The organism is Yoonia sp. 208BN28-4 (assembly GCF_037543925.1).
Taxonomy (GTDB): Bacteria; Pseudomonadota; Alphaproteobacteria; order Rhodobacterales; family Rhodobacteraceae; genus Yoonia.
Map to the genome: position 1 here is coordinate 1,098,559 of NZ_JBBIFY010000001.1, position 22,607 is coordinate 1,121,165.

A 22,607-nucleotide genomic window follows, 5' to 3' on the forward strand; every position below is an offset into this window, starting at 1 on the left:
AAATTATTTTTCAAAGTGGGAGTAGACGGGAAAATTGTTTCTTTACAGGTGTTTGGATTTTTCACATTGTGAATGCAATTTTCAGTTTTGTGTTTTTGGAATGCGACATGAGCGATAATCCGACCCAGACAGCGCGTCGCGCACGCGGACGGCCAAGGGATTGGCACGACAAAACGGCCCAGAACACGATCAAGTCGCTGGATCGGGCGATGCAGGTTTTCGAATATCTGAGTGCGGCGCAAGGCAAGGCGCTGACCACCATTGCCGATGAGATGGACCAGTCGCCAGCCACCGTCTATCGCATCCTTGTGACGCTAGAGGGGCGCGGGTTGGTCGAATTCGATCCGCACGAGCAGCTTTGGCACATCGGGCCGCAGGCGTTTGTCATTGGCGCGCGTTTTTTGCGCCGCACAGGGCTGGTCGAACGGGCGCGGCCGATCATGCGGCGTCTGATGGAAGCCACCGGTGAGACGGCGAACCTTGGGATCGCGCAGGACGGACGCGTGATGTTTGTCAGTCAGGTCGAAACCCATGCGTCGATCCGTGCGTTTTTTCCGCCTGGCACGCTGTCTGAAATGCATGCGTCGGGGATCGGTAAGGCGTTGCTTGCGCAGATGGATGAAGACAGGTTTGCGCGGTGGATGGACGGGCGCACGCTGGAAGATTTCACTAAATTCACGCTCACCTCGCCTGATGCACTAACCGCGGACCTTACCCGCACACGCGCGCGCGGTTTTGCCATCGACGGGGAAGAGCGCAACCTTGGCATGCGCTGTATCGCCGCCCCGATTTTTGACAGTCATCAAGAGGCCGTGGCAGGCATTTCGGTGTCAGGTCCGGTGTCGCGGGTTGGGCCGGATGACGTGGCGCGGTTCAGCGAACACGTCAAAGACGCCGCCGCCGAGCTGACCCACGCGATAGGGGGCAGCACTAGCGCGTGAGCGGACGCAGCCCCATGTGGCGGTTCACGTCCTTATACAGCAGATAGCGAAATTTTCCCGGCCCGCCCGCGTAACAGGCCTGCGGGCAAAAGGCGCGCAGCCACATGTAGTCGCCTGCCTCGACCTCGACCCAGTCGGAATTCAGCCGGTAGGCGGCTTTGCCTTCGAGCACATAAAGCCCGTGTTCCATCACATGCGTTTCCAGAAACGGGATCACCGCGCCCGGTTCAAAGGTAACAATGGTGACGTGCATATCATGGCGCAGATCAGCCGGATCGACAAAGCGTGTGGTGCCCCACTTGCCATCCGTACCGGGCATCACAGTGGGCGCGATATCCTGTTCGTTGGCAATGATCACGTCGGGGCGATCAAGGCCGTCGACCGCCTCAAAGGCTTTGCGGATCCAGTGGAACCGCGCGGTTTCGCCCGATGTGTTGCGCAGCGTCCAATCGGTTCCGGCTGGCAGATAGGCATACCCGCCCGGCGCAAGGTTATGCGTTGTCCCGTCAACCGTGACCGCGATTGTGCCCTCAACGACAAACAGCACGTCCTGCGCCGTGGCGTCCGTTTCCGGCCTGTCAGACCCGCCGCCCGCTGCCACTTCCATGATGTAATGCGAAAAGGTTTCGGCAAATCCGGTCATCGGGCGGGCAATGACCCAAAGGCGCGTGTCATCCCAGAACGGCAGAAAACTGGTGACGATATCGCGCATCGTCCCTTTGGGGATCACCGCATAGGCATCTGTGAAGATCGCGCGATCGGTCAGCAACTGGTCTTGACCGGGGTGTCCGCCACGCGGGGCATAGTATGAAGGCGCCATATGATCGTCCTGAATAAAAGAGCCTTGAGTATGTGTGGCGATGCGCAGACGGGCCACCCGCATAACCGCAACAGGACCTTTCGGGATGCTTTGATAATGCGGATGAATTTGGCATCGAACGCGGATAAATGCCGCGATTTCGGGCAGGCTTGGCAATGTGCTGAAAGATGCAGCGACAGGTAGTCAAATGCGTCGGATTGGTTATGGTTGAACCCACAGCAGCACTTGAATGCAAAATCATGGGGGCGCGCGGCATGGATGGCAGTCGAAAACCGCAATCGAACACCCAACGCGCCGTGGCAGAACTGCGTGCGATGATCTTTGCGGGTGAGCTTGGCGCTGGCACCGACCATCTGGAAAGCGAATTGGCCGACCGTCTTGGCATGTCCCGCACACCTGTGCGCGAGGCGGGGTTGATGCTTGAGGCGCAGGGGTTGGTAGAAATGCGCCCGCGCAAGGGGTTGCGCGTGCTGGCTTTGTCACCTGCTGATATGCGCGATGTTTACGATGTGCTGACCGAGCTGGAGAGCCTGTCAGCCGAACGCGCGGCACAGGCAGGCTACACGAAAGATGATCTGGCGGAGCTTGCTGCTTCAATCAGTGAAATGCAGGCAGCTCTGGACGATGATGACAGGGTTGCCTGGGCTGCGGCAGATGACAGGTTCCACGCTGAACTGGTTCGGCTTGGTGGCAATTCGCGGGTCATTGGCATCGTGGGGATGATGGTGGATCAGGTGCGGCGCGCGCGCGCACTTACGCTGCATATGCGGCCAGCACCGGTGAAATCCTGCGACGATCATCGTGGTGTCTATGATGCCATTGCAGCAGGCGACGGGGCCAGTGCGCGGTCCATTCACCATGCCCACCGGACCCATGCAAAAGACATGATCCTTGGCCTGCTGGACAAACACAGGTTTCACCAGATTTGAAATATCACCTGCAATGATTATCCCGTTTCACATCACCGAAATGATGCGCCGCCTGCGCGATCGTTACACTAAAATCGGTCTGGCGCAGCAGATGGAGCGTCGGGACACAAAGTTTCGCACGCTTAGGCCGGTGCGCAACGCCACGCCGCGCAGCATCGCCGCCTATTGGACGCGGTTGGGCGGTGATCCGACCCCCATTGCGGACCCCGAGACGATCCGGCAGGCCGCCACCTACAGCCCGAACATCGAAAATTTTATCGGCACGGTGAAGGTGCCTGTGGGTGTCATCGGTCCTCTGCGGATCAACGGGCTGAATGCATCGGGGGATTATCACGTGCCGCTTGCCACAACCGAGGCCGCGCTTGTCGCGTCCTACGGGCGGGGGGCCTATGCCGCGTCAAAGGCAGGCGGGATCAGCACGGCGGTGCTTTACGAGGGGGTCATTCGCACGCCAGCCTTTGTCTTTGATAAATTGATCACGGCGGGCCTGTTTGTGGAATGGGTGGTTGAAAACGTCGAGCGGCTCAAATCCGCGGCAGAGGCCACGACCCGCCACGGCACGCTGGTTTCGATAGAGCCGATACTGGATAACAATGTGGTGTTCCTGATCTGCCGCTATCGCACCGGCGACGCATCCGGTCAGAACATGGTGACGATTGCGACCCACGCGCTATGCGAGGAGATCGCAGCGCAGTGTGACGTGCTGATCGACCGCTGGTATATCGAGGGCAACTTTTCGGGCGATAAGAAAGCCTCTGCCTTGGGGTTGCTGACAGGACGGGGCCGCAAAGTGTCGGCCTCAGTAACGCTATCGGGCGATGTCGTTGCAAAATGCCTTGGTACGACGGTCGATGCGATGCTGGACTATGGCCGCGTGGCCAATCTGGGATCGCTTCTGTCAGGACAGATGGGCGCGCAGGCGCATTACGCCAACGGGCTGGCTGCCCTATACATCGCAACCGGACAGGATGCAGCCTGCGTAGCTGAAAGCGCCGTGGGCTTCACGCGGATGGAGCGGCGGGGCGAGGATTTATTCTGCTCGGTCACGATGCCCAATATCCTTGTCGGGTCGGTAGGCGGCGGCACGGGGTTGCCCAGCCAAAGCGCGGGCCTTGGGATCATGGGGTTGCAAGGCACAGGCCACGGTCCGGCACTGGCCGAGGTCACAGCGGCCCTTTGCCTTTGCGGTGAAATATCCATTGTTGCGGCCATCGCGGCGGGCGACTTTACGAATGCACATGAAAAACTGGCGCGACACAGATGACAGATTTCCACCTCAACGAACGCAAAATGAAGCTGTCCAAACGGCTCTGGCTGTATCAGGTCGAGCGGTTCCCGTTATTCAAGACTGTCCCATTGCTGGCGGTGTTTTCGGCTGCGTCCATTACCATATCGGCGGTCTTGGCTGATCGCGCGGTGCCGGGTTTTGGGGCTTACGTCACAGGCTTCTGCCTTGCGTTTCTGGTGTTCTTCCAGATGCGTGTCGCCGACGAGATCAAGGACGTTGAGGACGATCGTCTGTTCCGCCCCGAACGCGCGATCCCGCGCGGGATCGTCACGCTTCGCCTGATCGTCACACTGGGGGTCGGAACACTGTTTCTGGCGATCATTATCGCGCTTCTTTACGGCGCGGGGCTGATCTGGCTGCTGCTTTTGGTGTGGTTGTGGCTGTTTTTGATGACACTGGAATTTGGTGTGCCGCGCTGGCTCAAGGCGCGACCGATTGCTTACCTGCTCAGCCATATGGCCATCATGCCGCTGCTTGATATCATGCTGACGGGCATTGAATGGCTGCCCCATGGCGGGCCGCATCCGGCCCTGTGGCTGTTTATCGCGCTATCATTCGTGAACGGGTGCCTGCTTGAGATCGGACGCAAGATGCTGGCACCTCAAAGCGAGCGTGTCGGCGTTGAAACCTATTCGGGGCTTTGGGGGCCCGCGCAGGTCAGCCTGATCTGGCAGGGGCTTCTTGCGCTGTCTACGGTGCTGTTAATCGGCGTGGGGATTGCAACCGGAGACTTTATCGCCGTGACCATTCTGGCGCTGATTGGTGCGGGCTTGGCCGCGTTTGTGGCACGGGCCTATGGCGCGGACCCCAGCAAAACCAACGAAAAGCGGATCGATGCCGCCGCCGGTCTGTGGGTATTCTTTTGTTATGCCACGGCGGGCTTTGTCCCGTTGATCCTGTGACATTCATCAACACCGGCGTGACCGATCCGGCGCAGGTCGGTGGCAAGGCCGCTAGCCTGGAACAGCTTCGCCTTGCCGGTTTCCAGCCACCTGCCTTTTTTGTGATCGCGCCGGATGCCTTTCGTGCTGGTAAAACAGGGCCAGTGGCGCAGGCAGGGCTAAAACCCGCGCTGGCAAAGGCACTGAAGGCACTGGGCGATGGTCCCTATGCAGTCCGGTCGTCAGGTCAGGCGGAAGACGGCGCGGATCATTCCCACGCGGGGCAGTTTGACAGCGTTTTGAATGTCGCTGGCAGCGAGGTGTTGGCGGCTGCAAAACAGGTCTGGCAATCGGGTTTTTCCGACACGGTCGCCACCTACCGTGCGGTCAAATCCGGCGGTGAGGCGCAGGCCCCCGCCATTGTCGTGCAGTGCATGATTGAGGCCGCGTTTTCCGGTGTCGCGTTTTCTGCTGATCCTGTGTCGGGCCGCCGTGGGGTGGTCGTGATCTCCGCCGTTGCGGGGCTGGGCGATGCGCTTGTCTCTGGCGAGGTGGACGGGCAGACATGGATCGTGGGGGAAGAGGCGCCGGACGATCCGATCCTGACCGCTGCGCAGGTCGATGCCATCGCCGATCTGGCCCGCCGCGCCGAGGCGCATTTCGGCTCGCCGCAGGATATCGAATGGGCGATAGATGCGGATGGTCTGCACATCCTGCAAGCGCGACCTATCACGACGGCGCTGCGCCCAGCGGCCAACGACGATCAGGCGCTGACAATCTTTGATAATTCCAACATCGTGGAAAGCTATCCGGGCATGGTCAGCCCGCTGACCTATTCCTTTGCCGTGCATGTGTACGCGCGTGTCTATCGCGCGTTTGTGGGCCTTTTGGGCGTGCCAGATGCCACGATTGCGGCCAACGGGGCCGTGTTTGACAACATGTTGGGGCGACTTGACGGGCGGGTCTACTACAACCTTGTGAACTGGTATCGCGCCTTGGCGCTGCTGCCGGGCTTTGCGCTGAACCGCTCTTACATGGAAACGATGATGGGCGTGTCAGAGCCGATGCCGGACGAGATCACCAGCGTGATTGGACCTGACGATCTGAACGGTCTGGCAAAGGTGCGCGAATATGGTCGTGTGGGCTATGTTGGCCTACGTCTGCTTTGGTCCGCGATCCGTCTGCCCGCGACGCGGCGTGGGTTTTATGCGCGGCTGAACGCGGCGCTGAACTCTGATCTGGACCTTGAGACCGCCACCCCAACGCAACTGGCGGCCGAATATCGCCAGATTGAAAGCACGCTGCTGGATCGCTGGGACGCGCCGCTGGTCAATGACTTTTTGTGCATGATCGCCTTTGGCGCGTCGCGGAACATGCTGGAAAAGTGGCTGGGTGCGGACGGGCTGACGCTGCATAACGATGTGATGATCGGGCAGGGCGATATCGTGTCTGCCGAACCTGCGCAGCGCATTGCCAAGATGGGTGCGATGGTGCCGGACGGTCTGGAGGCGGACGGGTTTGTCGCGGCGCTGGACGATCATCCTGATCTGAAGGCCGAGTATTACAGCTATCTGGCGAAATTTGGGGACCGCTGCACGGAAGAGCTAAAGCTGGAATCAATCCCGCTGACCGACGACCCGTCGCAACTGATCTACGCGGTCTTAGCCCATGCGCAGCGGCCTGCGGTGACGCATAATGCGGCGAACGATCCCGACTGGGCTACGCTGTTTCCCAAAAATCCTGTCCGACGCATCATCGCCAAGCATATCATCCGCTGGACAAAGGCCCGCGTGCGCGACCGCGAAAACCTGCGCTTTGAGCGGACGCGAATCTTTGGCCACGCGCGGCAGGTCTTCCTTGCGCTGGGCCGCGAGTTTGCCGCGCGTGATCTGCTGGACGCGCCGCGTGATGTGTTCCACCTGACAACGACCGAGGTGCTGGGCGCGGTCGAGGGGTTTGGCCTCTCGCCCGACCTGAAATCTATTGTGGCCATGCGGCAGGCGCAGGACGCGGCATCGGCCAAGCGTGATGATCCGGCGGAACGGATCGAAATCCGTGGCCCCGCGATTTACGCGCCGACCGCAACGAAAGAAGCGGCCCCGCAAACCGGCCAGACCCGCCAAGGCACCGGCTGTTCCGCTGGCACGGTGACAGCCCGCGCCCGCGTGATCCGCGACCCGCGCACCGAAAGGTTGGCGCCGGGGGACATCCTTGTCGCGCGCCACACCGATCCGGGCTGGATCGCGGTGTTTTCCAACGCATCGGCCGTCGTCGTGGAACGCGGGTCGCTTTTGTCACATTCGGCCATCGTCGCACGCGAATTGGGTATCCCGTGTGTTGTCGGCCTCAAAGACGCCACGCTTTGGGTGCAGGACGGCGAGGAGTTGCAGGTGAACGGGGCCACGGGCGAGGTGCGCAAGAATGACGTCTGAGATCGCGGGTAAGGCGAATTTCGACCACATCCGCTATGCCCAATTGTGGGAGGATGCGGACGTGCTTTGTGCCGCGCTGCCACAGGAGGCGGGCAAGACGCTGGTGTCGATCTGTTCGGCGGGGGACAACGCGCTGGCGATGCTGACGCTCGATCCCGCACGGGTGGTTGTGGTCGATTTGTCGCCCGCGCAGATTGCGTGCCTGCACTTGCGGATTGGCGCGATGAAAGCGCTGAACCACGCGGAGTTTTTGATCCTCATGGGCGCGCGGTCTGGTGCGCGAGGGCCACTGCTGGACCGCGCCTTGGCCGAGGTCGATACCGAGACAGCGGCATTCTGGCGTGACCTGCGTCCCTTGGTCGAGGCACATGGCGCTGGCGGTGCTGGCAAGTTTGAACGCTATTTCCGCATCTTTCGCACGCGGCTTCTTCCGCTCGCCCATTCGCGCAAAACCATCGACGACATATTCGTGAGCCGCCCGCCGGAGGAGCGTGCCGACTTCCTGCATGATCGCTTCGAGACTTGGCGCTGGAAGCTGCTGCTGAACGTCTTCTTCTCGCGGTTCATGATGGGCCGGATGGGGCGCGATAAGGCATTCTTTGACCACGTCGAAGGGTCTGTGGCCGATCACGTCACGCGCCGGATCAGGCACGCGGCGATCACGCTGGACCCCGCCGAAAACCCCTATTTGCACTGGATCATGAAGGGCACGCATGGCGATGCCCTGCCAATGACGTGGCGCGAAGAGCATTACGATGTGATCCGCAGCCGTCTGGACCGATTGGACATCCGCCTTGGATCGTTGGAGGCGTTCATCGGCGCGGGGGAAAAGGCGGACGGGTTCAACCTGTCCGACATCTTTGAATACATGTCGCCGGATGTGTTTGCGCAGGTCTATGGCAGCATCCTTTCAGCGGCCAACCCGCAAGCGCGGCTGGTCTATTGGAACATGATGGCCCCGCGCCGTGTGCCTGATGCTTGCGCGGGAAAGGTCAAAACGTTGACCGCGAAAGAGAATGACCTGAAGGGACAGGACAAGGCGTTCTTCTATTCGGATTTTGTGATCGAAGAGGTGCAATGAACGCGGCGCTGCAAATCGCGATTGCGGTGGCATCGGTCGCGGTGCTGCTGGGGCTGATGGTGGTTGTGCGCCACTACGCGGCCCGCTGGGGTCTGAACGCAGAGGTGCAGCGCAAGCTGGTGCATATCGGCACGGGGCTTTATGCGATGACGCTGCCGTGGCTGTTCTGGGATCGGTGGCCGGTGTTTATGCTCGTGGGCCTGACGCTTGCCGTGATGGTCGTGTTGCGCCTGCCGCGCTTTGCCAAGGGCGGGATTGGTGAAACGCTGCACGGTGTCGAACGGCAATCCTATGGTGATATCCTTCTGGCGCTGGCGGTCGGCACGGTGTTCCTTTTGTCGAACGGCAATGCGCTGCTCTATATCCTGCCCATCGCGATCCTGACGCTGGCCGATGCCGCTGCCGCCCTGACCGGAAGCCATTATGGCCGCCGGTTCTTCACGATCGAGGAGGGGCAAAAGAGCATCGAAGGCTCTGTCGCGTTTTTCCTGATTGCGCTGATCGCGTCGATGGTCTGTCTACTTCTGCTATCTGATGTGGGACGCGGGAACGTCATCTTGCTGGCGCTGATCGTCGCGGCCTTTGGCACGTTGGTCGAGGCCGACAGCTGGCGCGGGTTTGACAACTTTTTCCTGCCCGCGGGCATCATGGTGTTTTTGGAAAGCCATATGAACAGCCCGCCTGCCACGTTGCTGGTGATTATGGCGCTGTTTGCGTTGGCTATTCTTGTGTTCCTTGCCGCCGCCCCGCGCCTTGGGCTGACGAAGCATGCGGCCCGCGTCTATGTCATCTCGGCGTTTATGCTGCTGTCGGTGACGGCGCTGCAAAATACGGTGCTGCCGCTGCTGGTCTTTGTGGCCCACGCTTTGTCGCGGCGCACGAACCCCTGCAAAGCGGCCTATCCAGAGCTTGATATCGTCGCGGCCCTTGCCCTTGCCAGTTTCGCATGGCTGTCGGTCGGGCTGTTGACGGGGCTGAATGCGCTTGGCTTCTACGCGGTTCACGCGGTTGGGCTTTCAGTGGGGTTGACCGTGCTGGCCATGCGCAGCCACGTAGCCCAAATGGCGGCTGGTCTGGCCACGGCCTTGGTGTTGCTCATCGTCTATATGTGGCTGATCCCGCGCAATGGAGTGGTGATCGCCTGGGCGGGTGACATGCAGATGATCTGCGTGGCTGGTGCGCTTGTGGCGCTGGGCGCTGCGATCCTTGGGCGCGGGCTGTTTGCGGATCATCGTGCGGCGCGGATGACCCTTGTCACCGGGGCTGTGCCTGCCGCAACCTATGCCTATCAGGTTTATCTGGCAGGGGCGGTATGATGCAGGAAATCATCCACGGCGATGCGCGACTGATGCTTTATCCCGATGCCCCCGACTGGGACGGGCGGCGCACGATGGCGATTGCCAAGCTGAAATGCGACACTGCCGCTGATGGTGTGGCTGTTATCGAACAGGCCGCCACTGTCGCCAAGGCGGCAGGTGCGCAGGGGCTGATCGGCCCGATGGAGGGCGATACGTGGCACAGTTATCGCCTTGTCACCGAAGGCGACGGGTCCGCGCCATTCCTGATGGAGCCCACAAGCAAGCCGCAGGATCTGGAGGCATTCGCGCGAGCAGGCTTCACGCCAATTAGCAGCTACTTTTCAGCCGCCGTGGCGCTCTCGGATATTCCGGTCACCACGCCCGGCCCGAATGATGCGTTTTCGATCATGGCATGGGATGGCACCGCGCCAGAGGCTTTGTTCGCGCAGGTGCATGCGTTGTCGTGCCAGGCCTTTGCGGGCAATCCGTTTTACAAGGACATCAGCCTGCCCGATTTTCTGGCCATGTATATGCCGTTCGTGCCGATGCTGAAGCCTGACCTGATCCTTTTCGCGCGCGATGCGCAGGGCGATCTGAAGGGTTTCCTGTTTGGCATGCCAAACTACGCCGAAGGTCCGCAGCCCGCGTCTGTGATCCTCAAGACCTATGCAAGTCTGACCAAAGGGGCGGGTCACGCCCTGTCGTCGCGGTTTTATGACACGGCGCGCGCGATGGGCTTTAAAACGGCGATCCATGCGCTGATGCATGATGACAACCTGTCGGCAATCCGGTCAGGCATGAACAACGCACATGTGTTCCGGCGCTATGCATTGATGGGCCGGTCGCTTGACTGACACGCTGCTCACTGCCTTTGCACAAGCTGTCGCGGCCCATGGGCCGGACACGGCGCTGGTGGATGCTGATGGCCGCGACATCAGTTTTGATCAGCTTGATGCGCGTGCGCGGGCGCTTGCTGCTGCGTGGGCGTCGCGCGGCATGGGGCAGGGGGACCGCATTCTGATCGCGATGCCGATTGGTCCCGATCTTTATGCCAGCCTTGCCGCGATCTGGAGTCTGGGGGCTGTCGCGGTGCTGCCGGAACCTGCGATGGGCCTTGCCGGCCTGCGCAATGCGATTGCGACGGCGGGGGTGACGGGCATTTGTGCAAGTGGCGGGTATCGCGCGCTGAAGCTTCTGCCTGCTCTGTGGCGTGTGCCGCTGTTTACGCCGCAACAAACTGGGGGCGGTGGCGTCGGCGTCGGAAAGGTCAATGCAGAAGACCTCGCGCTGATCTCTTTCACATCCGGCAGTACCGGCAAGCCCAAGGCGATCCCGCGCAGCCACGGATTTCTGATGGCGCAACACGATGCGGTGGCCCCGCTGTTGCAAAGTGCCAAGGCCGAGCGTGATCTGGTCGCGTTTCCTGTTTTTGTGCTGATCAATCTGGCGGCAGGGCGCACGTCGATTTTGCCGAACTGGAAAATGTCGCAGCTTGATCGGGTTACTCCGCATCGGTTGACCGCATGGATGGACAGCACTGGCGCGACCCGTGCGTTGCTGCCCCCTGCGTTGTGCGAAACGCTGGTCAACGGGGACGTGCCGCGCGGACTTCATACGCTTTTCACAGGCGGCGGGCCGGTGTTCCCCGATCTGGTGGCGCGTCTGACGCATGATGGTCAGCTTGGTGTCACGGCTGTTTACGGATCTACCGAGGCCGAGCCGATTGCCCATCTGGAAACTGCGACGATGACCGCAAAAGACGTGACGGCGATGCAAGGAGGCGCAGGCTTGCTGGCGGGTGCGCCGGTCCCTGCGGTCGCGGTGCGGATCGTGGATGATGAAATTCAGGTGGCAGGGGATCACGTGAATGCGGGCTATCTTGATCCCGCGCATAACGCGGAAAACAAGGTGCGGGATGGCGACACGATTTGGCACCGGACAGGCGACGCGGGCTATCTGGACGATCAGGGGCGCCTGTGGCTGTTGGGGCGTCACGGTTCGGCTGTGCAAACAGATCAAGGCCCGCTTTATCCCTTTGCGATCGAGACGGCGGCACGCCTTTGGCCCGGCGTTGATGCGGCGGCTTTGGTGCCGACATCCGGCGGCGGCATCCTCGCGATTGCGGGGCAGGTCGCCCGATTGCCTGACTGGGTAACTGCAGCGGCTGCCTTTGGCATAACTGACGTCCGGCACTGCGCATCGCTGCCGATGGACAGGCGGCACAGGTCCAAGATCGACCTTAAACGCCTGCGCAAACAGTTGGGGGTCGCGGGATGAGCAAGCTGAAGCACAAGTGGTCTTTGGGCCATAACTATCTGACAGGGATCACCTTCGGGATGTGGTGCAAGGTGCTGGCGGCCAACGGCTTTCGCATCTCGCCCGCCTATTTGCACCGCGCCGCGGCTGTCACGGCAGCCAGCATTGGCAATTCGGCATTTGCGGGGATCGAGAGGCTGCGCTTTGGCAAACAGATCGACAGCGCGGGCGACGTTGCGCCGCCGCTGTTCATCTTGGGTCACTGGCGCAGCGGAACCACCTTGCTGCACGATCTGATGGCGCAGGACACCGCACAGTTCAACTATCCCAATACATATCAGGTGGTGAACCCGCTGACGTTCTTGACCACCGAAAACGCCCTATCTCGGTTAATGGCGGGGCTTTTGCCCGCGACCCGTCCGATGGACAATATGGCGATGAGCTTTGCATCCCCGCAGGAGGATGAATTTGCGCCGCTTCTGATGACCGGCGCGTCGCTTTATCTGGGCACCAGTTTTCCCGACCGGATGGGCCACTACGAGAAACATCTGTCGTTTGCGGATGCTGATCCTGATGTGCGGACTGCTTGGAAAGACGCCTTTGTGACGTTTGTGAAAAAGCTGTCGCTCAATTGTTCGCGCCCTTTGGTGATGAAATCGCCACCACACACCGCCCGCATCAAGCTGTTGCTTGAGATGTTTCCCGACGCGCGCTTTGTGCATATCCACCGCGACCCCTATCGCGTGTTTCAGTCGCAGCGGCATTTTTTCGACACGGCGGGCTGGTACACCTATATGCAGCGCCCCGATCTGGACGCGATTGATGAGGGTATCCTGCGCCGCTACACCGCGATGTACGACGCGTATTTTGCTGACCGTGACTTGATCCCGCGGGGGCATTTCGACGAGGTGCGCTATGACGATCTGACTGCCGATCCGGTTGGGCAAGTGGGGGGCATTTATGATGCACTGGGCCTGCAGAATTTTGACAGCTTTCGGCCGCAGCTTCAGGCCTATGTCGATACGCTGGAAGGCTATCAAAAGAACCGGTTTGATACGCTGTCGCCGGATGATCGCGCTTTGGTGGCGCGGCGCTGGCATCGCAGCTTTGAAACGTGGGGCTATCCGAAATGACACGCGCGCCAGGCCCGCGCGGGCGTTTTGTGTCGGGTGTCTGGCCCGCATTCCAGCGCGACCCCATCGGGCTTCTGCAAAGCTCTGTTCAGACGCACGGCGATATCGTTCGCCTGCGGTTTGGCCCGATCATTGCGCATTTGCTGAACGATCCTGATGCCATTGCGCACGTGCTTTCGCGCCACGCGGATCGGTATGACAAACGCACCCGTAGCGTCGGGCAAATCGCCAAATCCTGCGGTGCCAGTCTTTTATCCGCAGGGCCCGAGGCGGCGCAGCACCGCACCCTGATCCAGCCGTTGCTGCAACCCAATGCGGTGCGCCGTTACACACCCGTGATCACGCAGATGACGGATCAGATGCTGTCGATTTGGCGGACGCAGGGCGGGCCTGTGGATGTGGTGCACGAGATGATGACGCTGGTCTGCCGGATCGTGGCGCGGCTGCTTTTTGGTGCGGACGTGCAGGCGGCAAGGATCGAGGCCGCCTTGGCCGTCATTCTGGACGACACGTGGCGGCGGATCCAAGCGCCGCTTAATCTGTCGAACCTGTCGCCCCGCTTTCATCGCCGTGCCTTTCGGCAGGCGCTGGCAGAGGTGGACCGGATCGTGCTGGACATTATCGCGTCACGGCGCGACGACAGGACCGCGCAGGACGATGTGCTACAACTGCTGATGCAGTCGGGCGGCGATGCGGGCTTGAGCGATCAGGCGTTGCGCGACGCGGTTGTCACGCTCCTGCTTGCGGGGCACGAAACAACCGCGAACGCGCTCGCGTGGGCCATGTGGCATTGCGGGCTTGATCCCGAGGCGGCAAAGGCCCCGCCAGAGCAGATTTTTGCAGAGACCATCAGGCTTTATCCGTCCATCTGGATTATCGAACGGCGGGCGGTCGTGGCTGACACGATCGGCGATTTTGACATTCCCAAGGGCAGCTATGTGCTAATTTCGCCTTACCTCCTGCACCGCAATGATGCGGTCTTTCCCGCGCCTGACGTTTTCGATCCGTCGCGCTTTGATTCTGATGCGGCGCAGGGGCGTCACCGGCATGCCTATCTGCCGTTCGGGCTGGGGCAGCATCGGTGTATCGGGCTGCATCTGGCGCAGTGGATCGGGCAGGCGGTCATTGCGGCGCTACATGACAATGTCTCGCTTATGCCCGTCGACCCCACGGCGGCGCAGCCGGACCCCGGAATGACGCTTCGCCATAAAGGCCCGCTTTGGATGCAGCCCGACTGGCGCTAGGCGCTGCTACTCGGGTGGTGCGAAGTCATGTGCGTTGGCGCGCTTCCAGCGCTTGCGATATTCGGGATTGTCATCGCCATCGCGCAGCAAGAACCCCTCTTCCAGATAGGGGAAGGAATCAGACCCTTCTTTCATCTGGCTGTCGCCGTCACGCTGCATGAAGTGGTAGGGCAGGAAATCGCGTGGATCATCAAGACCTGCGGCCCCGGCCATTTCGCCCAGTGCTTCAAGTGTGTTGGCATGAAACCGTGCCACGCGTTTGCTTTTGGTTTCGACGTGTAGGGCTTTTTGGCGCTCGGGGTCGGTGGTGGTGACGCCGACGGGGCAGTGGTTGGTATGGCAGGCCTGCGCCTGAATACATCCGATAGCGAACATGTACCCGCGCGCGGCGTTACACCAATCGGCCCCAAGGCCAAGTGCGCGGGCGATATCAAACGCGGATGTGACCTTGCCCGCTACACCGATCTTGATCTCGTCGCGCAGGCCAGCGCCGCGCAGCGTGTTGTGCACAAACGTCAGCCCCTCGACCATTGGCATGCCGACGTGGTTTGAAAACTCGACCGGGGCCGCACCAGTGCCGCCTTCCGTGCCATCGACCACGATAAAATCGGGCGCGATGCCGGTTTCCAGCATCGCTTTCACGATGCACATAAATTCACGGCGGTGACCAATGCACAGCTTGAAACCAATCGGCTTGCCGCCTGACAATTCACGCAACTGGCCGATGAATTGCACCAGTTCCATTGGGTCGGAAAACGCGGGGTGCGACGCGGGCGACACGCAATCCTTGCCCATCTCGATATCCCGCGCCTCTGCGATTTCGGGTGTGATCTTGGCTGCTGGCAGAACGCCACCGTGGCCGGGCTTGGCCCCTTGGCTGAGTTTGATCTCGATCATCTTGATCTGGTCGTCGGCGGCCTGTTCGGCAAAGCGATCAGGGTTAAACTGGCCGTCCTTGGTGCGGCAGCCAAAATAGCCCGACCCGATTTCCCAGATCAGATCGCCGCCACCTTCACGGTGATAGCGGCTGATCCCGCCTTCACCGGTGTCATGGGCAAAGCCGCCCATTTTGGCGCCTTGGTTCAGCGCGGAAATGGCATTGGCCGACAGTGACCCAAAGCTCATCGCCGAGATGTTATAAAGCGAGGCATTGTAAGGTTTCTTGCAGGCCGAGCCGCCAATTTGTACGCGAAAATCGGTGTTTTCAAAATGCGTCGGCACGATGGAGTGGGTGAGCCAGCTGTAACCCGCCTCGTAAACCCGTTCGCGCGTGCCAAACGGGCGTTTGTCCTCATCCCCCTTGGCGCGTTGATACACGAGCGAGCGGTCATCGCGGCTGAAAGGGATTTCCTCTGAATCGCTTTCCAGAAAATACTGGCGCATCTCGGGTCTGATCCATTCCAGCAGGAACCGGACATGCCCCAGCACCGGATAGTTGCGCAAAATCGCGTGTCGGTTCTGGTTGATGTCCTTGAAGCCAAGCGCCGTCAGGAAGGCAAACACCACAAACGGGATGACCATCCAGCCGGACCAGAACATGGCCAGCAGGCTAAGCACCGCCAGCACCCCCACGCCCACGAAAGTGTAATAGCGTTGTTCGGTCAGATATTTCGACATGCAGCGGCCCCTTTTGCCTGTGGCTTACCCCAGAATGACTTTCACAAGTCTAAAGGCAACCACTAATGCGCGGGACAAAAGGCTCAATTCGGCGATGGCGCAGGGGATCAGCCTGCTGCCCATTGCGGATCAGAACTCGACCGTTACGCCCGGCAGGTTGAGCGCGCCAATCAAGCCGCGCAGTTCGTTGCGGGCCGCCACGTTTGAGATATTCATGCCCTTCACGCCAAGATCGCGCAGGTCCAAGAGGGTCAGACCGCGCGGGAACAGTTCGCGGAAGATCACACGCTCGTTAAAGCCGGGGGCGGTGCGAAAGCCGATCCGCTTGGACAGCTTGTTGATCACGCGCTCCATCTTTTCCTTGTTGACCATGGCTTGCGCACCCATGCGGTTACGCACCACGATCCAGTCGATGGGGGAAAGCCCCGCTTTGGACCGCAGCTGGCGCGCGTTCCAAACCATTTCCGAATAGACCGACGGGCCAGTGATGTCCTCGCCCTCGGTATCGACGTGGGCCAGCAGATCGAAATCCACGAAGCTGTCGTTGAGTGGTGTAATCAGGGTGTCGGCCAAGCTATGCGCAACTTGGCTCAAACGTGTATGTGACCCCGGACAATCGATCAGGATAAAATCGTTATTCGGCTCTAGCCCGGCCACGGCCATCGACAGGCGGTGGTCATAGATGTTTTCACCTTCGGGAAGCGTGGCGGCATCAACCTCTGGCAGATCGTGGTAATCGGGTGTGGGCAGCGCCATGTCCTGCTTTTCAAGATACGCACGGCGATTGTGAATATAGCGGCCCAGCGTTTTCTGGCGCAAATCCAGATCCAGCGTCCCAACCTTATGGCCCATCCGCGACAAGGCCGTTGCCACATGCATCGAAACGGTGGATTTCCCCGCCCCGCCTTTTTCGTTTCCAACAACGATAATATGCGCCACTGCACTGCCCTTTGGTCTATTGTTTTGGCGTTCTTATAGGGGGGTGCATGGCCGCTGAAAAGCGCAGGCGAACATCTGCACGCATTTTAACGCGGCTGTTGACATGCACGCCACAAAGCCCCATTTGCACATCAACCGACGCCCTGCCGCGTGAGCAGAGCGTGTTCTTGAGGAACACTGCAAGGCGTCGATTGATTTTCCGGTTCCCACATCACGCAGGGGGTCCAGCGCCTGATCGGCAGCGACGCGCGACGCGTCCCCGTCAGCATTTGGGCGCAACCTGCTTATGGTCTGCTGCATCGTGCGGCAGTCCTGAACCTATATGTGCGGGCTGTTCCCGCCAAGAAAGACACTATGGATTTTGATATGCTGGGCCTTGCGCCCCGACTTGTTGCGAAACTGAAAGAACAGGGGATCGTTGATCCCACCCCGATCCAAACCCAAGCGATCCCGCACGCCATGAATGGCCGCGACGTGATGGGTCTGGCGCAGACCGGCACGGGTAAAACCGCAGCGTTCGGCCTGCCTATGATCGATGCGCTGATGAAAGCGGGCGTCAAGCCCAACCCCAAAACCGTGCGCGGCCTGATCCTTGCGCCGACGCGCGAACTGGCCAAGCAGATTGCCGATAACCTGACAAACTACACCAAGGGCAGCCATCTGAAGGTTGCGTTGGTCGTCGGTGGTGCGGGCATCGTGGCGCAGACCAAGCGTCTGGCGAACGGCGTTGACCTGCTGGTCGCGACGCCGGGTCGTCTGATCGACTTGATTGACCGTCGCGCCGTGCGGTTGGACGAAACCATTTATCTGGTGCTCGATGAGGCCGACCAGATGCTCGACATGGGCTTTATCCATGCGTTGCGCCGGATCGCGCCGTTGCTGGCAAAAGAGCGTCAGACCATGATGTTCTCGGCCACCATGCCGAAACTGATGGCGGAACTGGCTGATGCCTACTTGACCGACGCCGTGCGCGTGCAGGTGAACCCTCCGGGGCAGGCGGTGAAGCGGATCAACCAGAAACTGCACTATGTGGCGCAAGCGGCGAAGTCCGAGTTGCTGGTCGAGTTGCTGGATGAGCACCGTGACGAGCTAGCGCTGGTCTTTGGCCGCACAAAGCACGGCTGCGAGAAGCTGTATAAGTTCCTTGAGAAAAAGGGCTTTGCTGCCGCATCTATTCACGGCAACAAATCCCAAGGCCAGCGCGAGCGCGCGATCACGGCCTTCAAGGAAGGCAAGGTCCGTGTGCTGGTTGCCACTGACGTGGCTGCGCGCGGTATCGACATTCCGGGTGTGCGGCATGTCTATAACTACGACCTGCCGAACGTGGCCGAAAACTATGTCCACCGGATTGGCCGCACCGCGCGGGCAGGGGCCGATGGCACAGCGATTGCGTTCTGCGCACCAGACGAGATGATCGATCTGCGCGATATCCAGAAGGCGATGAAGGAAGACATTCCAGTCGCATCCGGCACCGCGTGGGAAATCCTGCCCGGTCAGAAGAAAAAGCCCAACGGCGGCGGCGGTGGTCGCGGACGTGGTGGTGGCGGCGGTGGCCGAAACCAAGGCCAAGGGCGCGGCGGGCAGGGCGGCAAGCCCGCAAACGCGAACGCCGGTAAGCCCGGCGGCGGCAACCGCAGACGCAAACCACGCAGCGGCGGCGGTGGTCGCAGCAACGCCGCCTGATAGCAGTTAGCATCAAGTTAGAAAGGACCCGCCAAAATGGCGGGTCCTTTTTGTTTGGTCTAATGGATGAGCGCCAAGCGGCTCTATCAGTTTTCTGCTGTCATCAAGCCCCTGATGGCGATACGTTCGCCGTCGCTGATCACGTCACCCGAGACCTGCCCGATAACATCGCTGCCGTTTTCGCCGACAAACGCACCGTCAAGCAAACCCGCGAAAACGGCTGTGTCGCCATCGTTCGTGACATTGCCAAACATTGTGCCGTCAAACGTAATGGCCTCATCGTTGCGGATCGTCGTCTCAATCGGGATCTCACCACCAAGTGCGACGATGCTGCCGTCGGTTTGCTCTAGCGACAGGTTCGACAGCGTGCCGTTGAACGTCATCGCGTTGGCGTCAGCGGTGATAACCACATCACCATCCACTGTCTCAAAGCCCTCATCGGCCCCAATCGCGAACGTCAGATTGCCCGAATACGTGGTGCCAACCGTGCCCGATGACGGGAGGTCAGTCGTCGCATCGAAATTCTCATTGAGAACCTCGAACGCATTGACGGTGCGGCGCAAGGTTGCTGTGCGTGTTGCGCGGGTGGCGGCATCGGGCAAGACGACGTCTAACAAGATACCGTCACTGACCACCGTGTTCTCTTCGATTGCGTCAAAGAAGCCCGCGCTTTCTCCACCATTCGATGACGTGCTAGCCCCGCCGCATGCGCTTAAAGCTGCTATTGCAGCGCTGACGCCTATCATTCTGAATACCATGATCGTGTCCTTAATAGATTAAACTGTAGTAACAGGGCACGAAATTCAGGTCGCTATGTCAACGGGCTGCGAGGCTTTGCCCGCAACCTTTGCCAAAGTGAGGGCCACAAACGCAAATCGCCCTTCCTGTAAAACAGGAAGGGCGATTGTCGGTTCTTTGTGCAGTGCGTGTGCTTAGAAGCCCAGACCTGCGTACTTGTTCTTGAACTTGGACACGCGGCCACCGGCGTCCATCAGACGTGTGCCGCCACCGGTCCATGCAGGGTGCACGGAAGGGTCGATATCCAGCGACATTGTATCGCCTTCTTTGCCCCAAGTGGATTTCATCTGCACCACTGTGCCATCGGTCATTTTGACGTCGATGATGTGGTAATCGGGATGTGTATCTTTTTTCATGACCGGACCCCTTACGCCTTTGGCGCTTTGTAGTTGGTGACTTCTGCGATACGCGCGGACTTACCACGGCGCGAGCGCAGGTAATACAGCTTGGCGCGACGGACTTTACCGCGACGCACAACAGTGATGCTGTCGATGTTGGTCGAATACAGCGGGAACACACGCTCCACACCTTCACCAAACGAAATCTTGCGCACTGTGAACGAACCGGCGATGCCTTTGCCGTTCTTGCGTGCAATGCAGACACCTTCGTAGTTCTGCACACGGGTACGTGTACCCTCGGTCACTTTGTAACCGACGCGGATGGTGTCACCCGCTTTGAAATCGGGGATTTCTTTCCCCAGCGCAGCGATTTGCTCCGCTTCGATTTGTGCGATCACGTTCATGATGCGCTCCTTTATATACTGGCACGGGTTATCCCGCGTCTCACTATCGTGTCGCCATTGCTCTGCGTCGTTATCGGGTCCGCGCATGCGCGCCCGCCAGAGATTGCGTCAATCCTATGTGCGGTTATCCGGCCTGCCCGGTGAGGTCCGCAACAACGAAGCTGCGCTCAGTATCCGGGTGGTGCCATAAACCAACCGCCGGAATCACACATGAAACCAGCGATGGCTGCGTATAAGCCGCCTTGTAGTGTTCATCAAGTTGTTTTGCGCGGCAGATCGGGACTTGGTTTCAAGAATAGTCGAACACGGTTTTGTGAGAATTTTCTGTATATTTATCAGATAGTTAAGTTCACAACTCTGCGCTTAAGGTGCCAAAATCATGCTCGGCCCAGATTCTTTTGCATCACTGCCGGAACTTAATTGGCCCGGCGCCCGTTACTACAACAACTGCAACACTGCAGAACAATAAACGAAGGAGACGACAAATGAAAAATATCATCGCAACAGCCGCCCTGAGCATCACAGCAGCAGTCGCATCGACAGCAGCATTCGCAGACGGCCACGCCGATCCCGTAGAAATGACATGCGCAGAGTTCGGCGCACTGGACATCGCTGACCAAGAGATCGCACTGTCCGCAATCGTGGCCGAAGTCGAAGAGCAGATGCAGGACGACGTAGTCGTGGGCGAGATCGCTGTACTGTGCAACGGCTTTGATGACGACACAGTCGCATCGCGTCTGGACACAATGACAGACTCCTAAGGTTTCAGGCTTCTAGCCTAACCTGACAAAGCTGGCGCGCCTTCATTGGTGCGCCAGTTTTCGTTTGTGCTGTCGAAAATTGGCGTGGGCAATCGGTCGGTTAGTCGTCCGTATCGGGCAGACCCAACAGATCGGGCCTGCGGGCGCGGGTGATCCGCTCTGCCTCGCTGCGGCGCCACTGAGCGATTTTGGCGTGATTGCCGGATAAAAGAACGTCGGGAATGGCGCGCCCCTGCCATTCAGCGGGCTTGGTGTATTGGGGATGCTCCAGCAAACCTGCGGAAAAGCTTTCTTCCTCGGTTGAGGCAAAGTTGCCCAGAACGCCCGGGCGCAGACGGATCGTGGCGTCGATCATGGCTTGCGCGGCCAGTTCGCCGCCCGTCATCACAAAATCACCCAGCGAGACCTCGATAATGTCGAAGTGATCCAGCACCCTTTCATCAATCCCCTCGAAACGCCCGCACAGAAAAGTAGCACCGTCCGTTTGCGCAAGGCCCTGCGCCATCGCCTGATCGAACGGTTTTCCGCGTGGGGACAGGTAGATCAAGGGCATGGTGCCGCGGGCTTTGGCCCGTGCAGCAAGGATCGCGGCCTCCAACACGTCGGCGCGTAGCACCATACCCGCGCCACCACCGGCCGGTGTGTCGTCAACGTTGCGGTGCTTGCCCACGCCAAATTCGCGCAAGTCATAGGTCTGAAGCTGCCAGAGGCCTTCTTGTAAGGCCCGCCCGGTCAGGCTTTCGCCCAAAATACCGGGAAATGCACCGGGCAGGAGCGTGATGACCTGCGCCATCCATGCCTTAGCCAGTTCGGGCGTGTCGGTCATCAATTCGCGCGGCTGAAGCGTCGCGCGGATCGACTTGCGCCCGATGGCGCGGTGTTTGGGTGAATTGGCGTCTTGGGTCATGAGGGTCGCTTACGGCAAATCAGGCGGATGGGAAAGCTAGTGCTTTTTCCAGCCACCCAGATTGGCCTGCTCCGCAATGGTGGTCTTGAGCCCGGCCACCTCGGCATCGGTCAGATCGCTACGGTTAAGATCAAGAAAGCGCTGGCGTGTGTAATCGTCAGGCTTTTCATTGCCGCGCCCCACAGGGATCAGTGCTGCCCTCAGCGTGTCAGGGACCGCGATTTGGTCAAGTAACGCGCAGCCCGGCCCCTTGGGGTGACGGGTGGCATCGGACAGCGGCAGGAACAACACATCAATCGGATCAACCAGATCGGCGATCTGTTCCATCACGCCATCCAGATCGGATGCGGCGCGGTATGTGTCAGCGAATGCGTCGCTATCCATTGTCAGCCGCGTCATGCGGAGCTGGTAAAGATAAACGCTTTCCAGCCATTCATCCGGCGCGCGTGTCGACATGATGACGCGGGTGTTGGCCTGCGGGAATTTTTCAGTCAGGTATCCGGTCAGATACTGCACCAGCATGGGCGCCGCGCTGTAATCCGGTACGCCGGATCGGCCCGGCATTTGGCCGCACAGACCTTCGGCGCTCATGATCAGGTGGCGTCCGTCCGGCACAGGATTTTCAGCAAAAGCCGTGTCCAGCATTTCGGCCAGTTCCAGCAAATCCAGCGGGTCGCGGGTCAGCGAAAACTTTCCGCATTGCCGGATCACGGGTTTCATATGGCGCAGCATCATCAGCGATACATGCGGGGCCAGCACCTCGTGATTGCGCCACAGAAAATGCTGCATGGAACTGGTGCCGGTGCGGTGAAATCCGGGGTGAAGCAGAACCTGCTGCATGGCGCTTGCCTTTGAAG

At 60.0% G+C, this 22,607-nt stretch carries 21 protein-coding genes; 13 read left to right on the plus strand and 8 right to left on the minus strand.

Annotation, left to right across the window (positions count from 1 at the left end):
* Positions 1-107 precede the first annotated feature (107 nt).
* Positions 108-941: an HTH-type transcriptional regulator BhcR gene (gene bhcR / locus V8J84_RS05415; RefSeq protein ID WP_339928757.1), complete on the plus strand. Its 834-nt coding sequence runs from the start codon at positions 108-110 to the stop codon at positions 939-941.
* Here bhcR and V8J84_RS05420 read toward each other — a convergent pair.
* Positions 931-1,761, minus strand: coding sequence for a bifunctional allantoicase/(S)-ureidoglycine aminohydrolase (locus V8J84_RS05420; RefSeq protein WP_339928759.1), 831 nt, complete (start codon positions 1,759-1,761; stop codon positions 931-933). The genes bhcR and V8J84_RS05420 overlap by 11 nt on opposite strands.
* Positions 1,762-1,964: 203 nt before the next feature.
* Here V8J84_RS05420 and V8J84_RS05425 point away from each other — a divergent pair, with 203 nt between their 5' ends.
* From V8J84_RS05425 to V8J84_RS05470, 10 genes are read left to right on the plus strand one after another with little or no spacing between them, the layout of a single operon-like run.
* Positions 1,965-2,690 carry a GntR family transcriptional regulator gene (locus V8J84_RS05425; protein ID WP_339928761.1) on the plus strand — a complete coding sequence of 242 codons (726 nt, stop codon included), beginning with the start codon at positions 1,965-1,967 and terminating at the stop codon, positions 2,688-2,690.
* Positions 2,691-2,703: 13 nt separating this feature from the next.
* Positions 2,704-3,954 (plus strand): hydroxymethylglutaryl-CoA reductase, encoded by a 1,251-nt coding sequence (locus V8J84_RS05430; RefSeq protein ID WP_339928763.1) that lies wholly within the window; start codon positions 2,704-2,706, stop codon positions 3,952-3,954.
* Positions 3,951-4,880, plus strand: a complete 930-nt coding sequence (locus V8J84_RS05435) for a UbiA family prenyltransferase (RefSeq protein ID WP_339928765.1) — start codon at positions 3,951-3,953, stop codon at positions 4,878-4,880. Before V8J84_RS05430 ends, V8J84_RS05435 begins: the two co-directional genes overlap by 4 nt.
* On the plus strand, positions 4,877-7,291 hold the full coding sequence (locus tag V8J84_RS05440) for a PEP/pyruvate-binding domain-containing protein (RefSeq protein WP_339928767.1): 2,415 nt from the start codon (positions 4,877-4,879) through the stop codon (positions 7,289-7,291). Before V8J84_RS05435 ends, V8J84_RS05440 begins: the two co-directional genes overlap by 4 nt.
* Positions 7,281-8,372: a DUF3419 family protein gene (locus V8J84_RS05445; protein ID WP_339928769.1), complete on the plus strand. Its 1,092-nt coding sequence runs from the start codon at positions 7,281-7,283 to the stop codon at positions 8,370-8,372. Before V8J84_RS05440 ends, V8J84_RS05445 begins: the two co-directional genes overlap by 11 nt.
* A complete protein-coding gene (locus tag V8J84_RS05450; protein ID WP_339928771.1) occupies positions 8,369-9,688 on the plus strand; it encodes a hypothetical protein in 1,320 nt (439 codons plus the stop codon). The genes V8J84_RS05445 and V8J84_RS05450 overlap by 4 nt, the downstream gene beginning before the upstream one ends.
* Entirely contained in the window at positions 9,688-10,524 is an 837-nt protein-coding gene (locus tag V8J84_RS05455) for a hypothetical protein (protein ID WP_339928773.1), read from the plus strand. Before V8J84_RS05450 ends, V8J84_RS05455 begins: the two co-directional genes overlap by 1 nt.
* A complete protein-coding gene (locus V8J84_RS05460; RefSeq protein ID WP_339928775.1) occupies positions 10,517-11,947 on the plus strand; it encodes an AMP-binding protein in 1,431 nt (476 codons plus the stop codon). Before V8J84_RS05455 ends, V8J84_RS05460 begins: the two co-directional genes overlap by 8 nt.
* Entirely contained in the window at positions 11,944-13,059 is a 1,116-nt protein-coding gene (locus V8J84_RS05465; protein ID WP_339928777.1) for a sulfotransferase family protein, read from the plus strand. Before V8J84_RS05460 ends, V8J84_RS05465 begins: the two co-directional genes overlap by 4 nt.
* Entirely contained in the window at positions 13,056-14,303 is a 1,248-nt protein-coding gene (locus V8J84_RS05470) for a cytochrome P450 (RefSeq protein ID WP_339928779.1), read from the plus strand. Before V8J84_RS05465 ends, V8J84_RS05470 begins: the two co-directional genes overlap by 4 nt.
* 6 nt (positions 14,304-14,309) lie before the next feature.
* Here V8J84_RS05470 and V8J84_RS05475 read toward each other — a convergent pair whose 3' ends face one another.
* Together V8J84_RS05475 and V8J84_RS05480 are read right to left on the minus strand one after the other, a co-directional pair.
* Positions 14,310-15,920 (minus strand): FMN-binding glutamate synthase family protein, encoded by a 1,611-nt coding sequence (locus V8J84_RS05475; RefSeq protein WP_339928781.1) that lies wholly within the window; start codon positions 15,918-15,920, stop codon positions 14,310-14,312.
* 129 nt (positions 15,921-16,049) lie between these two features.
* Positions 16,050-16,859: a division plane positioning ATPase MipZ gene (locus V8J84_RS05480; protein ID WP_339928783.1), complete on the minus strand. Its 810-nt coding sequence runs from the start codon at positions 16,857-16,859 to the stop codon at positions 16,050-16,052.
* 354 nt (positions 16,860-17,213) lie between these two features.
* On the opposite strand from V8J84_RS05480, the gene V8J84_RS05485 reads away from it, so the two are divergent.
* Positions 17,214-18,542 carry a DEAD/DEAH box helicase gene (locus tag V8J84_RS05485; RefSeq protein ID WP_339928785.1) on the plus strand — a complete coding sequence of 443 codons (1,329 nt, stop codon included), beginning with the start codon at positions 17,214-17,216 and terminating at the stop codon, positions 18,540-18,542.
* Positions 18,543-18,628: 86 nt separating this feature from the next.
* On the opposite strand, the gene V8J84_RS05490 is transcribed toward V8J84_RS05485, so the two are convergent.
* The 3 genes from V8J84_RS05490 to rplS form a co-directional block, all read right to left on the minus strand.
* Entirely contained in the window at positions 18,629-19,300 is a 672-nt protein-coding gene (locus V8J84_RS05490) for a hypothetical protein (protein ID WP_339928787.1), read from the minus strand.
* Positions 19,301-19,474: 174 nt separating this feature from the next.
* Positions 19,475-19,696, minus strand: coding sequence for a 50S ribosomal protein L31 (gene rpmE, locus V8J84_RS05495; RefSeq protein WP_339928789.1), 222 nt, complete (start codon positions 19,694-19,696; stop codon positions 19,475-19,477).
* An 11-nt stretch (positions 19,697-19,707) separates the two neighbouring features.
* Entirely contained in the window at positions 19,708-20,082 is a 375-nt protein-coding gene (gene rplS, locus V8J84_RS05500) for a 50S ribosomal protein L19 (RefSeq protein WP_339928791.1), read from the minus strand.
* A gap of 485 nt (positions 20,083-20,567) precedes the next feature.
* On the opposite strand from rplS, the gene V8J84_RS05505 reads away from it, so the two are divergent.
* Complete coding sequence (locus V8J84_RS05505) at positions 20,568-20,843, plus strand: hypothetical protein (RefSeq protein ID WP_339928793.1); 276 nt, start codon at positions 20,568-20,570, stop codon at positions 20,841-20,843.
* Positions 20,844-20,943: 100 nt separating this feature from the next.
* On the opposite strand, the gene trmD is transcribed toward V8J84_RS05505, so the two are convergent.
* Together trmD and V8J84_RS05515 are read right to left on the minus strand one after the other, a co-directional pair.
* Positions 20,944-21,750, minus strand: coding sequence for a tRNA (guanosine(37)-N1)-methyltransferase TrmD (gene trmD, locus V8J84_RS05510; RefSeq protein WP_339928795.1), 807 nt, complete (start codon positions 21,748-21,750; stop codon positions 20,944-20,946).
* Positions 21,751-21,786: 36 nt separating this feature from the next.
* Entirely contained in the window at positions 21,787-22,590 is an 804-nt protein-coding gene (locus V8J84_RS05515) for a hypothetical protein (protein ID WP_339928797.1), read from the minus strand.
* Positions 22,591-22,607: the final 17 nt, after the last annotated feature.

What these genes read in the sequence shown, in the direction of transcription:
- bhcR (WP_339928757.1), top strand. Translation starts at nt 108, where the DNA reads ATGAGCGATAATCCGACCCAGACAGCGCGTCGCGCACGCGGACGGCCA.
- V8J84_RS05485 (WP_339928785.1), top strand. Translation starts at nt 17,214, where the DNA reads ATGGATTTTGATATGCTGGGCCTTGCGCCCCGACTTGTTGCGAAACTG.
- V8J84_RS05450 (WP_339928771.1), top strand. Translation starts at nt 8,369, where the DNA reads ATGAACGCGGCGCTGCAAATCGCGATTGCGGTGGCATCGGTCGCGGTG.
- V8J84_RS05445 (WP_339928769.1), top strand. Translation starts at nt 7,281, where the DNA reads ATGACGTCTGAGATCGCGGGTAAGGCGAATTTCGACCACATCCGCTAT.
- V8J84_RS05425 (WP_339928761.1), top strand. Translation starts at nt 1,965, where the DNA reads ATGGTTGAACCCACAGCAGCACTTGAATGCAAAATCATGGGGGCGCGC.
- V8J84_RS05420 (WP_339928759.1), bottom strand. Translation starts at nt 1,761, where the DNA reads ATGGCGCCTTCATACTATGCCCCGCGTGGCGGACACCCCGGTCAAGAC.
- V8J84_RS05455 (WP_339928773.1), top strand. Translation starts at nt 9,688, where the DNA reads ATGCAGGAAATCATCCACGGCGATGCGCGACTGATGCTTTATCCCGAT.
- rpmE (WP_339928789.1), bottom strand. Translation starts at nt 19,696, where the DNA reads ATGAAAAAAGATACACATCCCGATTACCACATCATCGACGTCAAAATG.
- V8J84_RS05515 (WP_339928797.1), bottom strand. Translation starts at nt 22,590, where the DNA reads ATGCAGCAGGTTCTGCTTCACCCCGGATTTCACCGCACCGGCACCAGT.
- V8J84_RS05465 (WP_339928777.1), top strand. Translation starts at nt 11,944, where the DNA reads ATGAGCAAGCTGAAGCACAAGTGGTCTTTGGGCCATAACTATCTGACA.
- V8J84_RS05430 (WP_339928763.1), top strand. Translation starts at nt 2,704, where the DNA reads ATGATTATCCCGTTTCACATCACCGAAATGATGCGCCGCCTGCGCGAT.
- V8J84_RS05470 (WP_339928779.1), top strand. Translation starts at nt 13,056, where the DNA reads ATGACACGCGCGCCAGGCCCGCGCGGGCGTTTTGTGTCGGGTGTCTGG.
- rplS (WP_339928791.1), bottom strand. Translation starts at nt 20,082, where the DNA reads ATGAACGTGATCGCACAAATCGAAGCGGAGCAAATCGCTGCGCTGGGG.
- V8J84_RS05505 (WP_339928793.1), top strand. Translation starts at nt 20,568, where the DNA reads ATGAAAAATATCATCGCAACAGCCGCCCTGAGCATCACAGCAGCAGTC.
- trmD (WP_339928795.1), bottom strand. Translation starts at nt 21,750, where the DNA reads ATGACCCAAGACGCCAATTCACCCAAACACCGCGCCATCGGGCGCAAG.
- V8J84_RS05475 (WP_339928781.1), bottom strand. Translation starts at nt 15,920, where the DNA reads ATGTCGAAATATCTGACCGAACAACGCTATTACACTTTCGTGGGCGTG.
- V8J84_RS05490 (WP_339928787.1), bottom strand. Translation starts at nt 19,300, where the DNA reads ATGGTATTCAGAATGATAGGCGTCAGCGCTGCAATAGCAGCTTTAAGC.
- V8J84_RS05435 (WP_339928765.1), top strand. Translation starts at nt 3,951, where the DNA reads ATGACAGATTTCCACCTCAACGAACGCAAAATGAAGCTGTCCAAACGG.